Source organism: Brevundimonas sanguinis, from assembly GCF_029636725.1.
Classification (GTDB): domain Bacteria; phylum Pseudomonadota; class Alphaproteobacteria; order Caulobacterales; family Caulobacteraceae; genus Brevundimonas; species Brevundimonas sanguinis.
This window is the reverse complement of sequence record NZ_CP116770.1, coordinates 2,148,448-2,166,062: the sequence shown is the minus strand read 5'-3', so window position 1 is coordinate 2,166,062 and position 17,615 is coordinate 2,148,448. Positions and strand designations below refer to the sequence as shown.

Genomic DNA, 17,615 nt, shown 5'->3' with positions numbered 1-17,615 from the left:
TCGGGACGAGATGAAAACTTCCAGACTTGCCATCGCCGCCGCCCTGATCCTGTCCGCCTGCGGCCAGCCGCAGCCCACCAAGGCGCAGGAAGGCGTCTTCGCCGAACAGCCCCGCGTCGCCCCGCGCGACGCCGGGGCGCTGAAGACCAGCTTCGCCCCCGTGGTGCGCGAGGCCGCCCCCGCCGTGGTGAACATCTCGGCGCGCGGCATCCAGCAGGTGCGTGATCCCTTTTTCGAACTGTTCGGCGGCGGGCCGCAGTCGCGCGTCACCGGCTCCATCGGTTCGGGCGTCATTGTGCGCCCCGACGGGATCGTGGTGACCAACAACCACGTCATCCAGAACATGCAGCAGATCCGCGTCACCCTGAATGACCGGCGCGAATATCCGGCCAAGGTGCTGCTGGCGGACGAGCGGTCCGACATCGCCGTACTGCAACTGGAAAACCTGGACGGCGACCTGCCGGTCCTGCGCATCGACGATCAGGAACAGCAGCAGGTCGGCGATCTGGTGCTGGCCATCGGCAACCCGTTCGGCGTCGGCCAGACTGTGACCAACGGCATCATCTCGGCCTTGAACCGGACCGAGACGGGCATCAGCGATTCCGGCTCCTTCATCCAGACCGACGCGCCGATCAATCCGGGCAACTCGGGCGGCGCCCTGGTGGACATGGACGGCGAACTGATCGGCATCAATACGGCGATCTTCTCGCGCTCGGGCTCGTCCAGCGGCGTCGGCTTCGCCGTCCCTGCGGCCATGGTCAAGCGGGTGGTGGACTCGGCGGTCGGCGGGGCCAAGGCGGTCGAGCGCGCCTGGCTGGGCGTCAAGGGCGACACCGTCAGCGCCGACATCGCCCGCAGCCTGGGCCTTGAGCGACCGCAAGGATTGATGGTCACCGACGTTTACCCCGGCGGCCCGGGCGCGCGCGCAGGCATCCAGCAGGGCGACGTGATCACCGCCATCGACGGCGCCGAGGTCAATGATCAGGGCGGCCTGAACTTCCGCGTCGGCACCAAGTCGCCGAACTCGACGGTCGCCGTCACCGTGCTGCGCGACGGTCGGACCCAGACGCTGAACGCCCGCGTCTCGACTCTGCCGGGCGATGCCGATCCGGGGCAGGGAACGGTCGTGGGGCAGGGGGCTCTGGCGGGTCTTCAGGGCGTGGCGCTCAACCCGGCGCTGGCGGACCGTCTGGGCGGCGATCCCTTCACCAGCGGCGTGGTGGTGACGGGCCTGCAGCGCAACAGCATCCCGGCCCGCATCGGCCTGCGTCCCAATGACCTGGTGGTGCAGATCGACGGCCGCGCCGTCACGACGGTCGCCGCCCTGGGCCGGGCGCAGCGGGGCTCGGAGCTGGTGATCGTGCGCGGCGGCCGCCGTCTGACCGGGCGCCTGCCGTAAGCCTCCGAGTTTTCCTCCCCACTATGTGGGGGAGGGGGACCGCGAAGCGGTGGAGGGGCCTTGCGACGGCGTAACCAAGAAGCCCCTCCGTCTCGTCGGCTGCGCCGCCGATCCACCTCCTCATGAAATGGGGAGGAGAAGCCTAGCCCTTCACCGGCCCGCCGATGCTCCACAGGTGGCCGAACGGATCGCGGACCTGGCCGTAGCGGTCGCCCCAGAACTGGTCCTCCAGCGGCATGACCGGGATGGCGCCGTTGACCAGGGCGCGGCCCCACCATTCATCGGCGTCGTCGACCTGAAGATGCAGGCTGACGCCGACCGGCTTGATGTCGGCCTCGCCGGTCCATTCGGGGAATTCGTCAGCCAGCATGAGGCTGCCGCCGTTGATGCGCAGATGGGCGTGCATCAGGCGCTCGCCGTCCTCGGCGGGCATCCGCATGACTTCCTCGGCTCCGAAGGCGCGGGCGTAGAATTCGATCGCTGCGGCCGCGCCGCGCGAGGGAATGGTCAGATGGGGCGTCACCCCGCCGCGCGGTCCCTGATCGGGCTTGGGTTCTGTCATGCGATTCCTCCTTGGAGGCGTTGTAGCGGGTGCAGTCGCCCGAACGAACGCCTATCTAGAGCGTTCCATGACTGATTTGTTCGAAGCCTCCGGCATTCATCCTCCCGACGCGCCGCTCGCCGACCGTCTGCGCCCGCAGGCGCTGGACCAGGTGGTGGGCCAGGATCACCTGCTGGGCGAGGGCGGCCCCATCCGCCGCATGATCGAGGCCGGGCGCCTCGGCTCCATGATCCTGTGGGGGCCGCCGGGGACGGGAAAGACCACCATCGCCCGCCTGTTGGCCAAGGCGGCGGGCTATGAATACCAGTCCATCAGCGCCGTCTTTTCGGGCGTGGCCGACCTGAAGAAGGCGTTCGAAGCCGCGCGGATGCGCCGGGCGGCGGGGCAGCAGACCCTGCTGTTCGTCGACGAGATTCACCGCTTCAACCGCGCCCAGCAGGACGGCTTCCTGCCCTTCGTGGAGGAGGGGATCGTCACCCTGGTCGGTGCCACGACGGAGAACCCCAGCTTCGAGTTGAACGGCGCCCTGCTGTCGCGCAGCCAGGTCTATGTGCTGAAGCGGCTGGACGACGCCTCTCTGGACCGGCTGCTGGACCGGGCCGAGGCGCTGATGGGCAAGCCTCTGCCGCTGACCCCGGAAGCGCGGCAGGCCATGCTGGCCCTGGCGGACGGCGACGGCCGCTACCTGCTGACCATGTCCGAGGTGCTGTTCGATCTGACGGACGTGCAGCCGCTGGACGTTCAGGCCCTGGCGGGCGTGCTGCAGAAACGCGCCCCCGCCTATGACAAGGCGCGCGAGGAGCACTACAACCTCATCTCCGCCCTGCATAAGTCGGTGCGCGGCTCGGACCCGGACGCGGCGCTCTACTGGCTGGCGCGGATGCTGAACGGGGGCGAAGACCCGCTCTATCTGGCGCGGCGCATCGTGCGCATGGCGGTCGAGGACATCGGTCAGGCCGACCCCCTGTCCATTCTGGTCGCCAACGCGGCCAAGGACACCTGCGATTTTCTTGGCAGCCCCGAGGGCGAGCTGGCCCTGGCGCAGGCGGTGGTCCATCTGGCCACCGCGCCCAAGTCGGTTGGCGTCTACGAAGCCTTCAAGGCGGCGAAGAAGGCGGCCCACGAGACCGGCTCTTTGATGCCTCCGGCGCATATCCGCAACGCCCCGACCAAGCTGATGAAGGCGCTGGGCTACGGCAAGGGCTACCAATACGACCCCGACACGCCCGAGGGCTTCTCGGGCGCCGACTTCTTCCCCGACGAAATGGAGCGCCGCACCTTCTACAAGCCCAAGGGCGAGGGCCATGAGGAGAAGGTCAAGGCGCGCCTGGAACGCTGGGCGGCGATGCGGGCGCGGATGCAGGCGGATAGGACATAGGCCTTGCCGCTTTAGCGGGTTCTGTTCGCCGGGCGCACGACTCAGCCATGGGGCGTGAGATTCATCCGAAACCCTTGTTGCGGCGACCTATTTCGGCGTAGCTATTGGCGCTCAGGCTGTGGGGGAAGAATGATGGTCGATATTTCGAAGCGCCCGACGGCGCCGTGGCATCTGTGGGCCATCGCCGCCGCCTCGGTGCTCTGGAACGGCGTCGGCGTCTGGCAATGGTACCAGAAGGTGACCGGCGCGCAGGCCTATTGGAGCGCCCTGACGATGGAGCAGGTCTTCTATCTGCGCTCGGCGCCGATGTGGACGGACGTGGCCTTCGGCGTGGCGGTGTGGTGCGGCCTGCTGGGCGCGCTGATGCTGTTGCTGCGGCGCAAGCTGGCTTTCAACGCCTTCGTCGCGGGCCTGATCGCCATGCTGGCGCACTCCGTCTATGTGCTGGCGCTGAGCAATGGGCGAGAGGTGTTGGGCGCCGCGGGGCTGGCTTCTGTCGGGGCGGTCGCCGCCGTTTTCGTCATCCAGATCGCCTATGCCCACTGGGCGCGCCGCAAGGGTCTGATCCGCTGAGAAGCATGGCGAAGCGGGCCTTGCTCGGCTAAAGGCTGGGCGGGTGAAGACTCGCCAGCCTGTTTCCCTGACCGAAGAAGAGATCGCCGCCGTCCGTTCCTGGGTGGTGCATGAAGACGCGCATCTGATCGCCTTCAACAAGCCGGCGGGCCTGTCCAGTCAGGGCGGGCGCATTCAGGCGCACACGCTGGACGACTTGCTGTGGGCCTTCGCTCGCTCGAACGGCAAGCGGCCGGAGTTGGTCCACCGGCTAGACCGAGACACCTCGGGCGTCATCCTGGCCGCAAAGACCAAGCCCGCCGCCGGTTTCTTCGGCAAGGCGATGCAGATGCGCAAGTTCCAGAAAACCTATCTGGCGCTTGTCGCAGAGGCGCCGGAGCCCAAGGCTGGCCGCATCACCTCCGCCCTGCGCCGCGAAGAGATCGGCCGTGAAAGCTATATGCGGGTCGTGGCGTTCGATGCGCCGGGCGCGCAAGGGGCCGCCAGCAGCTACCGCACTCTGGCCTCCGGTCAGGACGGGGCGGTGGTCGAACTCTCGCCCGAGACGGGGCGGATGCACCAACTCCGCGTCCACATGGCCTCCATCGGGCGTCCTCTGGTCGGCGATGTGCGCTATGGCGGGGCCCTGACCTTCGCCGGGCGCGCGGCGCCGCGGCTGATGCTGCACGCGGCGAAGCTGAGTTTTCCCCACCCCGACGGCGGCCGCGTGACTGTCGAGGCGCCGGAGCCTGAAGATTTCCAGTCCCTGCGCGAGGCCGCCGGCCTTTAGCAGATGCGGTGCGCCGCGCGGACGCTCGACCCTCGAGTCAACGCCGAGGATGACGGTGGAACTGCGAGAGACGCCGGCGCCGCTTCATCCCCTATTCAGCTTCACAGCGGAACAATCCGGCCGGCCCGCGCGCTGTTCGGGCGTGGGAGACACGCGCATGAAACGCCTCGCCATCGTCACGATCGCCGCTTCGGCCTTGGCCCTGACCGCCTGCGCCAGCCTGGCGCCCTATGGCCAGCAGATGGGACCGAACGGGCAGGGCTATTCCGACCAGCAGATCGAACGCGACCGTTTCCGCGTGACCTACAGAGGCGTCGGCGCGCCCGGCCCGGTGGCCGACATGGCCCTGTTCCGCGCCGCCCAACTGACGGTCGAGCAGGGCTACGACTGGTTCGAGGTGACGCAGCGCTGGATCGACGGTCGTCCCGAAAGCGCCGGTGGCGTGCGTCCCAGCGTGTCGGTGGGCGCCAGCTCGGGCCGTTACGGCGGATGGTCGACCTCGGGCGTCGGCGTCGGCCTCGGCTTCGACCTCAGCGGGCCGCAGCCGACATCGACGACGCTGGAGATCGTCATGGGGCGCGGCCAGCGCCCGGACCGTCGGGAAGCCTATGACGCGCGAGGGGTCCAGGACGCCATTCGTCCGCGCCTATAAGGGCCTGGAACAGCCCAGCGCGGGATCGCCGCAACCTGGCGGCCTTCGCAAATGACGTCGGAACAGTATAAGCCGCCAGCATGACACGTTTCTTGCTGGTGGCGATCGGCGGCGGCCTGGGGGCTATGGCCCGCTATGGGCTGGGTCTGGCGGCGGGCCGCCTGGCGCCGGGCGCGGCCTGGCCATGGGCGACCCTGACCGCCAATGTCATCGGCGGCCTGCTGATGGGACTGCTGACCGGCTGGCTGGCGTTGAAGGCGGGAGCGGGGCAGGAGAACATCCGCCTGTTCGCCGCCGTCGGCGTGCTGGGCGGGTTCACGACCTTTTCCGCCTTCTCGCTGGAAACGGCCCTGATGATCGAACGCCGTGAAATCGTCTCGGCTTTGGTTTATGCGGCGGGTTCGGTGGTTCTCGCCATCGCCGCCCTGTTCGTCGGCCTGATGATCGCGCGCAAACTGTTTACCGGAGTGGGCGCATGAGCCGCGAAGTCCAGACCCTCTATGTCGCCGAGGATGAAGACGACATCCGCTTGGATCGCTGGTTCAAGCGACGCTGGCCGCACCTGACCCATATCCAGGTCGAGAAGATGGCCCGCAGCGGCCAGATCCGCGTCGACGGCTCGCGCGTCAAACCGCAGGATCGCCTGACCGCCGGCGCCGCCGTGCGCGTGCCGCCGCTGCCCGAGGCCAATCCGCGCAAGCCCGGCGACCTGCATGAACTGACCGAGCGCGACATCGCCTACGCCAAGTCGCTGGTGCTGTACGAAGATCACATGGTCATCGCCCTGAACAAGCCGCACGGCCTGGCCGTGCAGGGCGGGACCAAGACGACCAAGCACGTCGACCGCCTGTTGTCGGCCTGGGGCGAGGGGATGGACCGGCCGCGGCTGGTTCACCGCCTGGACCGCGACACCTCGGGCGTGCTGCTGCTGGGCAAGGGGCCTGAAGCGGCCAAGCGTCTGGCCGGCGCCTTCGCCCGTCGTCAGGCCAAGAAGACCTATTGGGCCATCGTCATCGGCAACCCCAAGCCTTCGGCGGGCCAGATCGACATGGCGTTGAAGAAGACCGGCATCAACGACTTCGAGATGATGCGCCCGGCCGAGCCCAAGGACCCCAAGGCCGAACCGGCCGAAACGGCCTTCGCCACCATCAGCCGCGCCGCCCACCGCGCCGCCTGGATGGCCCTGCGCCCCTTCACCGGCCGGACGCACCAGCTGCGCGCACACATGGCGGCCATCGGCCACCCGATCCTGGGCGACCCCAAATACGGAGACGACAAGTCGCGCGAACTGTCCGGCCCGCTGAAGCTGCAGCTTCACGCCCGACGCATCGAACTGGATCATCCCGGCGGCGGCAAGCTGATCGTCGAGGCGCCGTTGAGCCCTGAGATGAAGGCCGGTTTCAACCACTTCGGCTTCTCCGAGGACGAGGCCGACGAGGATCCCTTCGAGGGCGTGCGGCGGATGCGATGAGTACCGCGCCGGGGGTTCATATGAGGCTCCAGCGGGCTCAGGCCCTGGCTCAGCAAGGCGACTTGACGGGGGCGCTGGCGGAGCTGGAGCAGGCGCCGCCGGCCGATCGCGCGGGCGTCCTGTCGTTTCAGGTCGATCTGCTGAAGGCGATGGAGCGTTTCGAGGACGCGTTGGCGATCCGGCGTGAGCAGGTCCAGGCGGCGCCGAACAGCGTCGCCGCACGGCACAATCTGGCCGCCCTGCTGGGCGACATGGGCCGCAATGCCGAGGCGGTCGAGACGGCGCATCAGGCATTCGCCAACGGTGGCGATGCGCCCGAGACCTGGCTGGTTCTGGCGCGCGCCCTATCCGGCTGCGCCCGGCTGGATGAGGCCGAAGACGCCTATCGCCGCGCCGTAGAACGCCGCCCGGCCTATGGCGAGGCGGTTCGCGAACTGGCCCAGCTGATCTGGATGCGCGGCGGCGATGTAGAGGCCGCCAGAGCGCCGGTGCTGAAGGCGCTGGCGACGGCGCCGGGCGACGGCGATCTGCTGACCTGTCTGGCCTTGGTGCTGATGTATGGCGGCGGCGATCCGCGCGAGGCGTGGGCCGAACTGACGCAGCGGGCCAAGGCGGGCGGCGCCCGTTCCGCGTCGGTCGAACTGGCGGCCGGACAACTGGCCCTGACCTTTGACCCGGCGCTCGCGATCGGACATGCGCGCAGGGTGACCGAGCTGGCGCCGCAGACGATCGATTCCTGGATCAGCCTGGCCGAAGCCCTTGTCGCCACGGGCGACGCCGACGGCGCCTTCGAAATACTGAACCAGCTTTCCGGCGCGCCGGTCGTCCATCAGAAGGTTCTGGCCCTGCACGCCACGGCCAGCCGGGTGAAGGGACAGGCCGATGCGCTGGGCCTCGATGATATGGACGGTCTTGTCAGCGCACAGACCATCGACACCCCGCCGGGCTGGAACGATCTGGGCGCCTATCTGGCGGACCTGCAGGCGGCCCTGCTGGCGCAGCACGCCTATCAGAACCATCCGCTGGGTCAGAGCCTGCGTCATGGGACGCAGACCCCGGTAGATCTGACCCTGGTCGATGATCCGTCCATCCGCGCCTTCTTCACCGCCATCGACGGGCCGATCCGTCGTCATCTGGCGCGGCTAGGGCAGGGCGGCGACCCGGTTCGGCGTCGCAACAGCGGCGATTACAGGCTGAACGGCTGCTGGTCCGTGCGGCTGGCGCCGGGCGGCTTTCACGAACACCACATCCACCCCAAGGGCTGGTATTCCTCCGCCTGCTACATCGACGTGCCGCCGGTGGTCGAGGCGGGCGGTCGCGAGGGCTGGCTGGCCTTGGGTCAGCCGCCGTTCCCGACGCCGCAGCCCCTGGAGCCGCTGCGGTATGAAAAGCCGCAGCCGGGCAAGCTGGCGCTGTTCCCGTCCTGCCTGTGGCACGGCACCGTGCCCTTTACCGGCGACCAGCCCCGTCTGTCCGTCGCCTTTGACATCGTGCCTGTCTGACATGATCGCTTCCGACGCTCCCCTCGCCGTCTTCGACATCGACGGCACCCTGGTCGACAGCCGCGCCTCGATCCATCGCGCGGCCTGCGAGGCGGCGCTGGTGCTTGGCCTGCCGGAACCGGGATACGACCGAGTGCGCCAGATTGTCGGTCTGAGCCTGCCTCACGCCCTGCATGTGCTGGAGCCGTCGCTGACCGACGCCGAACTGGCGGACTTCGTCGCGGCTTTCCAGGCCAGCTTCCGCGCCATGTACGAGGCGGGGCATGAGGAGCCGCTCTATCCCGGCGTCATGGACACCCTGCGGCGGCTGAAGCGCGACGGTTGGCGGTTGTCGCTGGCGACGGGGCAGAACCGGCGCGGGGTGGCTCGCAACCTGGCGCGGCCTGAGTGGAGCGAGCTGTTCCTGTCCAGCCACTGCGCCGAGGATGGACCCGGAAAGCCGGACCCGGCCATGCTGCGCGCCGCCATGCACGCTTGCGGCGCCGACGCCTCTTCGACCGTCATGATCGGGGACACCAGCCACGACATCACAATGGCCGTAGCGGCTGGGGTGCATCCGCTGGGGGTCGGCTGGGGGTTTCACACGGTCGAGGAGCAGGCGGCCGCCGGCGCGCTGCACATCGCCGCTGATTTTCCTGATCTGGAGGCGGCGCTCGATCGTTTCGCCTCGACCAAGCTGTTCGCCTAGAAGTTCATCATGTCCCACATTCCTCCGCTTGATCCCAACGTCGCCGCCCAGAAGGGCTTCCGTGAATCCGAGGAGCGCATCAAGCGCTTCTGGAAGGCCGCCGGGGTCGAAGCCCGCGAGAGCGGCTGGATCGTCCTGCTGGACGGCCGCGCGCCCAAGACGCCGGCCGGAAACGCCATCGTCCTGCCGACCGAGACCGCCGCGGGACTGGTGGCCGAGGAGTGGAACGATCAGGGCGAGCACCTGTTGCCGGCCACCATGCCCGCCACCCGTCTGGCCTCGACCGCCATCGACCGGGTCAGCCAGACGCGCGGTCCCGTGGCCGAAGAGATCGCCCGCTACGCCGGGTCGGACGTGCTCTGCTACCTGGCCGAGACGCCGTCGGGGCTGATCGAGCGCCAGCAGGCGGAGTGGGGGCCGTGGCGCGACTGGGCCGCGCGCGAACTGGGGGTCGAACTGCAACCGGTCGAGGGCATCATCCATCGGCCGCAGGCGCCGGAGGCTCTGGCGCGGGTCGAGGCCCTGGCGCTCGAGATGGACGACTTCGCCCTGACCGGGCTGGCGACGGCCGTGCCTCTGTTCGGCTCGGCGGTGCTGGGGCTGGCGGTGCAGCGCGGGGCGCTGGCGGGCGAGACGGCGCTGGACCTGTCGCGGCTGGACGAAGCCTTCACCGAGGAGCGCTGGGGCGTGGACGAAGAGGCGGCTGCCCGAACCGCTGCTCACCGCGCCGAAGCTGCGTTGCTGCAGCGGTGGTTCGAGGCGCTCAGATAACTTTCCGTCCTGGAAAGTTATGACTTGACGAAGTGGAAAGCCATCTTCATTTTCCGTTCTGGAAAGTGAGGGATTCATCCATGTCAGATACGCAAGACGCTAAGGCCGCTCTGGAGCAGATTCTCCAGACGCGCGAACAGGCGCTCGGAAAGATGAACTATTGGCCGTGGTGGTATGACGCCGGCTACGCTTTGTCGTGCGGGCTTCTGGTGGCGGGGCAGGGCTTCCCGACCGCGATCGGGATGGCCTGCGTGGTTGTCGCCATCGCCATTCTGGCGACGATCATGCGGGTTTGGCAGGATCGCACAGGCGTTTGGGTGAACGGATACGCACCGCGTCGCGCCCGCTGGGCCGCCTTTGGCCTGGCGGCGATCCTGATGGGATTGATGGGCGTCAGCATCTGGTTCGGCCGGGTGCAGGGCGTCGTCTGGGTTCCCTTCGCCAACGGTTTGGCGGCCGCCGCTCTGGGCGTCGTCGGCATGAGGGTGTGGATGCGCCTGTACCGCATCGACGTGCGGAGCCTGTCGTGAAGCCGCCGGTTTTCGATCCTGTGATCCATGCGCCGGGCAGGCTGCAGATCTGCGCCATCCTATCCGCCGCCGAAGCCGAGTTCGCGGTGGTGCGCGACGCCATTCAGGTGTCGGACTCCGTCCTGTCGAAACACGTGAAGACGCTGGAGGAGGCCGGTTACCTTGCTGTCCGCAAGGCGGCGCAGGGCGGGCGGCAGCGCACCTGGCTCAGCCTCACCGGGGCGGGCAAGGCGGCCTTCGCCTCCCATGTCGCCGAGCTGAGCCGCCTGGCGGCCATGACGGCGCCGATCAGCCCTTGATCAGCGCCGCCCGCTCGTCGGCCGTCAGCATCCGCCAGCGGCCTTCGGGCAGGTCGCCCAGCTTCACCGGGCCGATGCGGATGCGATAGAGGTCAACGACCTCCAGCCCGACCAGTTCGCACATGCGGCGGATCTGGCGATTGCGGCCCTCGCGCAGCAGGAAGCGCAGGCGCTGGGGCTCCATCTGGGTGACGCGGGCGGGCTTCAGCTGGCGGCCGTCCAGCTCCAGCCCGTGGCGCAGTTGGGACAGTTTGGCCTCCGTCACCTGACCGGCGACCCGGACCAGGTATTCCTTGTCGAGATCGGACTGTGGCCCGATCACCGCCTTGGCCACCACCCCGTCCGACGACAGCAGCAGCAGGCCGCGCGAATCCTCGTCCAGCCGGCCGACCGGGGGCAGGGAGGCGTCGCGCGCCGGGACTTCGCCTTCACCGACCTTGTTGGCGGCGGTCAACAGGCGCGCGGCGGGGATCTTGCCGGGTTCCGGCTGGCCCGAGACGTATCCGACCGGCTTGTGCAGCAGGATGGCGACGCCCGCCGCCAGCGCCGCCTCGCCCTTGTCGTTCAGGGTCAACGTCTGGCCCGGTTCGATCTTGCGGCCCGCGTCGCGCACCACCTCGCCGTCGATGCTGACCAGGCCATCCGCGATCAGCCCCTCGGCCTCGCGGCGCGAGCAGACGCCGGTCTGGCCCAGCCATTTGTTGATGCGGACGGGTTCTGCGCCGTCATAGGTGCGGACGAAGGCCATGAGCTGACTGACTCTCTGCGATGCGATCGGCTGTGTAGGGCGGGGTTGTGGGCTCAGGCAAGGCTGGCCGCCGCTCGCCAGAGCCCAGATTTTCCGCCTTTGTGTTTCAGGTCACGTTTTCGTCGCCAAGTTGACCTTGAGCATCATAAGCCTATATCAGCAGTCACCCTGATGATTTTGACACGTTCGCTGCCGATCGATTCGGATCGCGACGTTTGCCGTGTCTGACCGAATTTCGACACGCAGGGCGCGACGGTTTTTAGGAACTGTCCGCGAATATTGATCGATAACCTTTGAAGGAGACGTTTTGTACGCTCAACGCAAGACCGCGACCGGCCCTCGTTCCCGCCAATACGGCAACCGCCCCGCACCGACCCGCCTGCGCTTCGGCCTGATCATGCGCAAGGGCATGGATTTCGGCGAATTGGGGGACATGGAGACCGCTCTGCGCTTTGAAGGCGTGTCGCTGGCTCCGATCTCGTCGGGCGAGGGCAGCTTGAATTCCGGCGGGTTGACGGTTCTGGCCACGGCGACGGCCGACGACATCACCGGCGGCCGTGTTCAGGGCGTGGTGGTTCCGGGCGGCGACTCGGACGAAGCCGGCCTGGTTCAGGTCAAGGCGCTGGTGAGCCTGGCCAAGGCGCAGGGACTGCCGGTTCTGGCTTTCGCCGACGGCGTGGCGTTGACGGCCGAAATCTTTGGCCAAGCCGCCGATGCGCCGGGCGCGGCCTTCCGCGACGGCAAGGTCGCCCTGCTGAACGACCGCGCCGAACTGACGGCCGTCGTCGCCGCCATCTAAATCCGGCGGAAGATCAGGCTCAGGTTGTTGGCGGGCATGGCTCGCCGCAGCGTCAGGGCTAGGCCATGCGACCGGGCGAGCGTTTCGACCTCGCCCCGGTCGCGTAGGCCCCAGGCCGGATCGCGCGCCTTCAGGCTCTCGTCGAAGGCCGCGTTGGACGGCGCTAGCGGAACCTCCGCCTCGCGATAGGGGCCGTAGAGGTACAGCAGCCCACCGGGGCGCAGCAGCGACCGCCCGGCCAGTTGCATCAGGCCTTCGGCCGCCGTCCACGGGCTGATGTGGATCATGTTGATGCAGACGATGGCGTTGAGCCGCTCCGACGGCCAGCTGGCGTCGTCCAGCATGTCGACGGGCTGTGCAGGGTGCAGGTTTGCGACGCCTGTATGCGCCCGCCACGCCTCGATGCTGGCGCGGGCCTGAGGGCTGGGGTCGCTGGGGATCCAGTCCAGGCCGGGCAGGGCGGCGGCGAAGGCGGCGGCGTGCTGACCCGATCCGGCGGCGATCTCCAGCACCCGGCCCTGGGCGGGCAGATGGGCGCGCAGAACCTGAAGTATCGCCGCGCTGTTGCGTTCGGCTGCCGGCGAAATCAGAGCGTCAGGGGTGCCGGCCGATGTCGATATTGCAGAATCCATTGTCTTCACGCCGAAGGAGATAGCCCTTGGGGCGCGCTCTGACGATTTAATTGTGCGCGTGGGCGGCCTGGCCCGGATAACGGGGGAATGAAACGTGCAGCGGTTGACCTTACGTCCCGTCGGGTTCATTGCCCGCGTAACACAGCGTGATCAGCTTATTGCGTGACGGCGACGACAGATCGGCGCGCGCAGCTTCAGGAGAGCAAGACGTGACGCAATCGATTCCCGGACTCCATCCGGCGCCCACCGAACACAAGGGCCTTGTCGCCTGGGTGGAGCAGATCGCCGCCCTGACCAAGCCGGACCGTGTTCACTGGTGCGACGGCTCGGACGCCGAGAAGTCGGTCATCGTGGCCGACCTGATCGGCAAGGGCACGCTGAAGGAACTGGATCAGGCCAAGCGCCCCGGCTGCTACTACGCCGCCTCGGATCCCAAGGACGTGGCCCGCGTCGAGAGCCGCACCTTCATCTGCTCGCAGGACGAGGCTGACGCCGGCCCGACCAACAACTGGTCCGATCCGGTCGAGATGCGCGCCCGTCTGGACGGCCTGTTCGACGGCTGCATGAAGGGCCGGACGATGTATGTCGTCCCGTTCTGCATGGGACCGCTGGGCTCCAAGATCTCCGCCCTGGGCGTCGAGATCACTGACAGCGGCTATGTCGCCGTGTCGATGGGCATCATGACCCGCATGGGCAAGGGCGCGCTGGACATGCTGGGCGCCGACGGCGTCTTCGTCCCGGCCGTGCACACCCTGGGCGCGCCGCTGGCCGAGGGCCAGGCCGACGTGCCGTGGCCCTGCAACGACGACAAGTGGATCGTTCACTTCCCCGAGACGCGCGAAATCTGGTCCTACGGCTCGGGCTACGGCGGCAACGCCCTGCTGGGCAAGAAGTGCTACGCCCTGCGCATCGCCTCGATCATGGCCCGCGACGAGGGGTGGCTGGCCGAGCACATGCTGATCCTCAAGCTGACCAGCCCCGAGGGCGTGTCGAAATATGTGGCGGCCGCCTTCCCGAGCGCCTGCGGCAAGACCAACCTGGCCATGCTGCAGCCGGCGCTGGACGGCTGGAAGGCCGAGACGGTCGGCGACGACATCGCCTGGATGCGCTTCGGCGACGACGGCCGCCTGTACGCCGTGAACCCGGAAGCGGGCTTCTTCGGCGTGGCGCCGGGCACCAGCCGCAACACCAACAAGAACGCGCTGGAGACGCTGGCCAAGGACACCGTCTTCACCAATGTCGCCCTGACCGCCGACGGCGATGTCTGGTGGGAAGGCCTGACCAAGGAAGCGCCCGAAGGCCTGACGAACTGGAAGGGCCAGCCGCACGACCCGGCCTCGGGCGAGCCCGCCGCCCACCCGAACGCGCGTTTCGCGGTCTGGGCCGGTCAGTGCCCGTCCATCGCGCCTGAGTGGGAAGACCCGGCGGGCGTGCCGATCGACGCCATCCTGTTCGGCGGCCGCCGCGCCTCGGCCGTGCCGCTGGTGACGGAAGCCTTCGACTGGGAGCACGGCGTCTTCTTGGGGTCGACCGTGGCCTCGGAAGGCACCGCCGCGGCTGAGAACAAGGTCGGCGAACTGCGCCGCGACCCCTTCGCCATGCTGCCCTTCTGCGGCTACAACATGGGCGACTACTTCGGCCACTGGCTGAAGATGGGTCAGAAGACCGACGCCGCGAAGCTGCCGCGCCTGTTCTTCGTCAACTGGTTCCGCAAGAACGACGAAGGCAAGTTCGTGTGGCCGGGCTTCGGCGATAACGCCCGCGTGCTGAAGTGGATCGTCGAGCGTCTGGAAGGCCAGGCCGAGGCCGTGGACACCCCGGTCGGCCGCGTGCCGTCCAAGGATGCCCTGGACCTGTCGGGTCTCACGCTGTCAGACGCCGATCTGAAGATCCTGCTGGATGTCGACGCCGACGTCTGGACCGAGGAAGCGGCGCTGATCCCCGCCTTCTATGAGAAGTTCGGCGATCGCCTGCCCAAGGCCCTGTGGGACCAGCACGCCGCCCTGACCAAGCGTCTGGAAGAGGCGCGCGCGGCCAAGCTGGCTGCTGAATAAAACACCGCCATCGACGGTTGAAATCGGGGCGCGGGAGGTCGAAGGACATCCCGTGCCCCTTTCTAATTCTCCCGAACCTTCCTTCAACGCCGTGGTCATTGGCGCGGGCGCTCTGGGCCTGTGCGTGGCCGCGGAGCTGAGGCGACGCGGACGCCGCGTGGCGGTGGTCGACCCCGGCGGCGTCAACGCCTCGGCGGTGGCGGCGGGCATGATCGCGCCCGGGATGGAATGCGCCATCGATGATCTGTCGCCGGAAACGGCGCAGGTGCTGCGGCGAGCGCGCGACCTTTGGCCAGCCTTCGCCAAGGCGACCGGCGTGCGCCTGTATGGCGATGTAGCTGAATGGCGCGGCGGGGACGTCGCCGAACTGGCGGCGCGGATGAAGGCGCTGGGTTTTCAGCATGACTACGACGAAGCCTATGCGCGCCTGACCACGCACGAGGACGCCAAGGTCGATCCGCCTCAGGCCATGGCCGCCCTGGCGCAGGGGCTGACTCTGATCGAGGCGCGGGCGCAGCGCGTGGCGCGAGACGACAAGGGCTGGCGCGTCGAGACCCCGGCGGGGGCCTTCCGCGCCGATCATCTGGTGTTGGCGACCGGAGCCGAACCGGCGCTGGCGGGCCTGCCGGCCGAGGCTCAGGCGCTCGTGGCGCTCGTCACGCCTGTTCGCGGCCAGATCGGCCTGGTTTCGGAGGCTCTGGTCGACCATGTGGTGCGCGGGCCGGGCGCCTATGTCGCGCCTATGGGCGAGGGCAGCGTGATCGGGGCGACGATGGAGCCGGGCGAGCGGTCCCTGACCCCCGACGCCGCGCGCTGCGAAGCCATGCTGGCGGCGGCATGGCAGGTGCTGGGGCAGACGCCGCGCCCGCTGAGCATCGACTGGCGCGCAGGGGTGCGGGGGACGACGCCGGACGGCCTGCCGATGGCGGGGCAGGTCGCGCCCGGCCTGTATGTCGCGCTGGGGCCGCGACGCAACGGCTGGCTGCTGGGGCCGCTGGTCGGCGCCGTCATCGCCGATGCGACAGAGGGTCGGCCCGTCGCCGAGCCGACCCTCCATCCCTCGCGGTTTCTTTAGTCTTTGGGCGGGTCGAAGCGGATGGCCATGGTGACGCGGGCACCGTCCACAGCCTGTCCGTCCACCGTGCGCGGGCTGAGGCGGAAGTAGCGGCTCAGGCTGACCGCCGCCCGGCCGAACCCCTGATCGCCCGGCGTCTCTGACGTGACCGAACAGCCGGTCAGGCTGCCGTCCACGCGCACCAGACAGGACAGTTCCGCCACCCCGCCGACGCCGCGCGCCTCGGCGGCGGACGGATAGGCGCGCATCAACTGCTCCGCCGTGGGCCTGCGCACCCAGTCAGGCTGGGTGATGACCGGCGCGGGCTTGGGCGGTTCGGGCGTGACCGCCGTTCCGGTCGAAGGTTCGGCCGCAGGCGCGGTGATGTTGATGGCCAGCCCGGCGTCATGGCTGACGACGGGGGCGACCGGAACCTCCAGAGGGGCGACATCGCTGGGCGTGACCTGCGTCGGCCGGTGGATCGGCGGCGTCGGCGCGGGCGAGGCCTGGGGCGTCGTCTGCGGCTTGGGCGGCAAGGGCGGACGGATCAGATCGATGATGGTGGGCGGCGGCTCTGCCGGCGCGGGCGGGGCTTCGGCCATTTCAAACCGTTGCTGATACAGCCAGACGCCGGCGCCGACGTGGACCAGGGCCGAGGCGCCGATCATCGCCCACATCAAGGGGGACAGCGGCTTGCGGCGTTGTTGGAAGTCGAGGGGGCTGACCACGCCGTGGCCGCCCGCGATACGCATCATCATGACTTACGCGCCTCCTGTCGCGGGCCCTCCCCAGCGCCCCACGGAACGAAGTTCGCGCTTGGCTTGCGGCCTTATTGTGGCGCTTCGAATTGTTAATGGCGACGCTGCTGCGTTAAGGTTTGGTTTACCTAGGTTAGCGACCGTTCACACATGAGCGTGAAAGCGATTCCATCATCCGGCGGCGTGGAGGCGGCCATTCGGCGCGCCTCGACCTCGACCGGCGTGGACTTCGACTTTCTGATGAAGACCGCGCGTCGCGAAAGCGCGATGAACCCCAATGCGCGGGCGCCGACGTCTTCGGCCTCTGGCCTGTTTCAGTTCATCGAGCAGACCTGGCTGGGCACGGTGAAGCGGCACGGCGCCAAGCATGGCTACGGCCAGTATGCGGACCTGATCTATCAGGGCGGCGACGGGCGTTGGCAGGTGCGGGGCTCGGCCCGCAATGTCGTGCTGGACCTGCGCTTCGACCCCCACGCCGCCTCGACCATGGCCGGCGAATTGACCGCCTCCAACGCCGCCTATCTGCGCGGCCGCACGGGACGCGAGCCGAACGGGGGCGAGCTTTACGCCGCGCATTTCCTCGGCCCGGCGGGCGCGGCCAAGCTGATGGAGGCCATGCAGACGCGGCCCCAGTCCAGCGCCGCGGCCCTGTTCCCGGAAGCCGCCTCGGCCAACCGCTCGATTTTCTACCGCAACGGTCGGGCCGTATCGGTGGCCGAGGTGCACGCCAATCTGCAGCGCACGGCGGGCGAGGTCGCGCCTGCCGCAGGCGTCGGCGCCGTCAAGGCTGGACCCGAACTGGGCGACAAGGAGCGCGCGCTGGCCGCGCGACTGGATCGTCTGAAGCAGGATCAAGGCCTGCTGGCCCTGCTGCTGGGTCAGGACGGGCAGGGGACGGGTGGCGGCTTCGGCGGCGCCTATGGACCGCCGCCGGACAGGTCGGTCTGAAGACCTTTGTTCGGCCGTTATTCCTAAC

Annotated in this window: 20 protein-coding genes; 16 read left to right on the top strand and 4 right to left on the bottom strand. The window is 68.6% G+C overall.

Translation table 11 applies throughout. From position 1 onward, the window contains the following. The first annotated feature begins 10 nt into the window (after positions 1 to 10). The gene (locus PIB44_RS10815) at positions 11 to 1,399 is read left to right on the top strand and encodes a Do family serine endopeptidase (protein WP_278069370.1); all 1,389 of its coding nucleotides are present in this window, start codon (positions 11 to 13) and stop codon (positions 1,397 to 1,399) included. A 142-nt stretch (positions 1,400 to 1,541) separates the two neighbouring features. Here the strand turns inward: PIB44_RS10815 and PIB44_RS10810 are convergent, their stop codons facing one another. Further along, a complete protein-coding gene (locus PIB44_RS10810; RefSeq protein ID WP_024353942.1) occupies positions 1,542 to 1,961 on the bottom strand; it encodes a VOC family protein in 420 nt (139 codons plus the stop codon). Positions 1,962 to 2,028: 67 nt separating this feature from the next. On the opposite strand from PIB44_RS10810, the gene PIB44_RS10805 reads away from it, so the two are divergent. The 11 genes from PIB44_RS10805 to PIB44_RS10755 all read left to right on the top strand — a co-directional run bounded on the left by PIB44_RS10805 (position 2,029) and on the right by PIB44_RS10755 (position 10,594). Next, a complete protein-coding gene (locus tag PIB44_RS10805; RefSeq protein WP_278069369.1) occupies positions 2,029 to 3,339 on the top strand; it encodes a replication-associated recombination protein A in 1,311 nt (436 codons plus the stop codon). 132 nt (positions 3,340 to 3,471) lie between these two features. Then, the gene (locus PIB44_RS10800) at positions 3,472 to 3,912 is read left to right on the top strand and encodes a hypothetical protein (RefSeq protein WP_253122316.1); all 441 of its coding nucleotides are present in this window, start codon (positions 3,472 to 3,474) and stop codon (positions 3,910 to 3,912) included. 43 nt (positions 3,913 to 3,955) lie between these two features. After that, a complete protein-coding gene (locus PIB44_RS10795) occupies positions 3,956 to 4,681 on the top strand; it encodes an RluA family pseudouridine synthase (protein ID WP_134581347.1) in 726 nt (241 codons plus the stop codon). 157 nt (positions 4,682 to 4,838) lie between these two features. Next, complete coding sequence (locus tag PIB44_RS10790) at positions 4,839 to 5,333, top strand: CC0125/CC1285 family lipoprotein (RefSeq protein ID WP_278069368.1); 495 nt, start codon at positions 4,839 to 4,841, stop codon at positions 5,331 to 5,333. A gap of 80 nt (positions 5,334 to 5,413) precedes the next feature. Beyond that, the gene (gene crcB, locus PIB44_RS10785) at positions 5,414 to 5,812 is read left to right on the top strand and encodes a fluoride efflux transporter CrcB (RefSeq protein ID WP_278069367.1); all 399 of its coding nucleotides are present in this window, start codon (positions 5,414 to 5,416) and stop codon (positions 5,810 to 5,812) included. After that, positions 5,809 to 6,804 (top strand): RluA family pseudouridine synthase, encoded by a 996-nt coding sequence (locus tag PIB44_RS10780; protein ID WP_025977619.1) that lies wholly within the window; start codon positions 5,809 to 5,811, stop codon positions 6,802 to 6,804. The genes crcB and PIB44_RS10780 overlap by 4 nt, the downstream gene beginning before the upstream one ends. 20 nt (positions 6,805 to 6,824) lie before the next feature. Then, positions 6,825 to 8,306 carry a putative 2OG-Fe(II) oxygenase gene (locus tag PIB44_RS10775; protein ID WP_278069366.1) on the top strand — a complete coding sequence of 494 codons (1,482 nt, stop codon included), beginning with the start codon at positions 6,825 to 6,827 and terminating at the stop codon, positions 8,304 to 8,306. A 1-nt stretch (position 8,307) separates the two neighbouring features. Continuing rightward, complete coding sequence (locus tag PIB44_RS10770) at positions 8,308 to 8,994, top strand: HAD-IA family hydrolase (RefSeq protein WP_278069365.1); 687 nt, start codon at positions 8,308 to 8,310, stop codon at positions 8,992 to 8,994. Between the two features lie 9 nt (positions 8,995 to 9,003). After that, on the top strand, positions 9,004 to 9,765 hold the full coding sequence (locus PIB44_RS10765; protein WP_278069364.1) for an ATP12 family chaperone protein: 762 nt from the start codon (positions 9,004 to 9,006) through the stop codon (positions 9,763 to 9,765). Positions 9,766 to 9,845: 80 nt separating this feature from the next. Next, on the top strand, positions 9,846 to 10,295 hold the full coding sequence (locus tag PIB44_RS10760; RefSeq protein WP_278069363.1) for a hypothetical protein: 450 nt from the start codon (positions 9,846 to 9,848) through the stop codon (positions 10,293 to 10,295). Continuing rightward, the gene (locus PIB44_RS10755) at positions 10,292 to 10,594 is read left to right on the top strand and encodes a winged helix-turn-helix domain-containing protein (protein WP_134581340.1); all 303 of its coding nucleotides are present in this window, start codon (positions 10,292 to 10,294) and stop codon (positions 10,592 to 10,594) included. Before PIB44_RS10760 ends, PIB44_RS10755 begins: the two co-directional genes overlap by 4 nt. Here the strand turns inward: PIB44_RS10755 and PIB44_RS10750 are convergent. Further along, entirely contained in the window at positions 10,584 to 11,342 is a 759-nt protein-coding gene (locus PIB44_RS10750; protein ID WP_253122324.1) for a pseudouridine synthase, read from the bottom strand. The genes PIB44_RS10755 and PIB44_RS10750 overlap by 11 nt on opposite strands. A 307-nt stretch (positions 11,343 to 11,649) precedes the next feature. Between PIB44_RS10750 and PIB44_RS10745 the strand changes: the two genes are divergently transcribed. Continuing rightward, positions 11,650 to 12,141, top strand: coding sequence for a type 1 glutamine amidotransferase family protein (locus PIB44_RS10745; protein WP_244093376.1), 492 nt, complete (start codon positions 11,650 to 11,652; stop codon positions 12,139 to 12,141). On the opposite strand, the gene PIB44_RS10740 is transcribed toward PIB44_RS10745, so the two are convergent. Continuing rightward, a complete protein-coding gene (locus tag PIB44_RS10740; protein ID WP_278069362.1) occupies positions 12,138 to 12,773 on the bottom strand; it encodes a DUF938 domain-containing protein in 636 nt (211 codons plus the stop codon). The two genes, PIB44_RS10745 and PIB44_RS10740, sit on opposite strands and share 4 nt — an antisense overlap. Before the next feature lie 209 nt (positions 12,774 to 12,982). Here PIB44_RS10740 and PIB44_RS10735 point away from each other — a divergent pair, with 209 nt between their 5' ends. Together PIB44_RS10735 and PIB44_RS10730 are read left to right on the top strand one after the other, a co-directional pair. Continuing rightward, the gene (locus tag PIB44_RS10735) at positions 12,983 to 14,827 is read left to right on the top strand and encodes a phosphoenolpyruvate carboxykinase (GTP) (protein WP_278069361.1); all 1,845 of its coding nucleotides are present in this window, start codon (positions 12,983 to 12,985) and stop codon (positions 14,825 to 14,827) included. 52 nt (positions 14,828 to 14,879) lie between these two features. Continuing rightward, positions 14,880 to 15,902: an NAD(P)/FAD-dependent oxidoreductase gene (locus tag PIB44_RS10730; RefSeq protein WP_278069360.1), complete on the top strand. Its 1,023-nt coding sequence runs from the start codon at positions 14,880 to 14,882 to the stop codon at positions 15,900 to 15,902. On the opposite strand, the gene PIB44_RS10725 is transcribed toward PIB44_RS10730, so the two are convergent. Next, complete coding sequence (locus PIB44_RS10725) at positions 15,899 to 16,639, bottom strand: energy transducer TonB family protein (RefSeq protein ID WP_278069359.1); 741 nt, start codon at positions 16,637 to 16,639, stop codon at positions 15,899 to 15,901. The genes PIB44_RS10730 and PIB44_RS10725 overlap by 4 nt on opposite strands. A gap of 150 nt (positions 16,640 to 16,789) precedes the next feature. On the opposite strand from PIB44_RS10725, the gene PIB44_RS10720 reads away from it, so the two are divergent. Beyond that, positions 16,790 to 17,587, top strand: coding sequence for a transglycosylase SLT domain-containing protein (locus tag PIB44_RS10720; RefSeq protein ID WP_025977607.1), 798 nt, complete (start codon positions 16,790 to 16,792; stop codon positions 17,585 to 17,587). Positions 17,588 to 17,615: the final 28 nt, after the last annotated feature.

What these genes read in the sequence shown, in the direction of transcription:
- PIB44_RS10815 (WP_278069370.1), top strand. Translation starts at nt 11, where the DNA reads ATGAAAACTTCCAGACTTGCCATCGCCGCCGCCCTGATCCTGTCCGCC.
- PIB44_RS10810 (WP_024353942.1), bottom strand. Translation starts at nt 1,961, where the DNA reads ATGACAGAACCCAAGCCCGATCAGGGACCGCGCGGCGGGGTGACGCCC.
- PIB44_RS10805 (WP_278069369.1), top strand. Translation starts at nt 2,029, where the DNA reads ATGACTGATTTGTTCGAAGCCTCCGGCATTCATCCTCCCGACGCGCCG.
- PIB44_RS10800 (WP_253122316.1), top strand. Translation starts at nt 3,472, where the DNA reads ATGGTCGATATTTCGAAGCGCCCGACGGCGCCGTGGCATCTGTGGGCC.
- PIB44_RS10790 (WP_278069368.1), top strand. Translation starts at nt 4,839, where the DNA reads ATGAAACGCCTCGCCATCGTCACGATCGCCGCTTCGGCCTTGGCCCTG.
- crcB (WP_278069367.1), top strand. Translation starts at nt 5,414, where the DNA reads ATGACACGTTTCTTGCTGGTGGCGATCGGCGGCGGCCTGGGGGCTATG.
- PIB44_RS10780 (WP_025977619.1), top strand. Translation starts at nt 5,809, where the DNA reads ATGAGCCGCGAAGTCCAGACCCTCTATGTCGCCGAGGATGAAGACGAC.
- PIB44_RS10775 (WP_278069366.1), top strand. Translation starts at nt 6,825, where the DNA reads ATGAGGCTCCAGCGGGCTCAGGCCCTGGCTCAGCAAGGCGACTTGACG.
- PIB44_RS10770 (WP_278069365.1), top strand. Translation starts at nt 8,308, where the DNA reads ATGATCGCTTCCGACGCTCCCCTCGCCGTCTTCGACATCGACGGCACC.
- PIB44_RS10765 (WP_278069364.1), top strand. Translation starts at nt 9,004, where the DNA reads ATGTCCCACATTCCTCCGCTTGATCCCAACGTCGCCGCCCAGAAGGGC.
- PIB44_RS10760 (WP_278069363.1), top strand. Translation starts at nt 9,846, where the DNA reads ATGTCAGATACGCAAGACGCTAAGGCCGCTCTGGAGCAGATTCTCCAG.
- PIB44_RS10750 (WP_253122324.1), bottom strand. Translation starts at nt 11,342, where the DNA reads ATGGCCTTCGTCCGCACCTATGACGGCGCAGAACCCGTCCGCATCAAC.
- PIB44_RS10740 (WP_278069362.1), bottom strand. Translation starts at nt 12,773, where the DNA reads ATGGATTCTGCAATATCGACATCGGCCGGCACCCCTGACGCTCTGATT.
- PIB44_RS10725 (WP_278069359.1), bottom strand. Translation starts at nt 16,639, where the DNA reads ATGATGATGCGTATCGCGGGCGGCCACGGCGTGGTCAGCCCCCTCGAC.
- PIB44_RS10720 (WP_025977607.1), top strand. Translation starts at nt 16,790, where the DNA reads ATGAGCGTGAAAGCGATTCCATCATCCGGCGGCGTGGAGGCGGCCATT.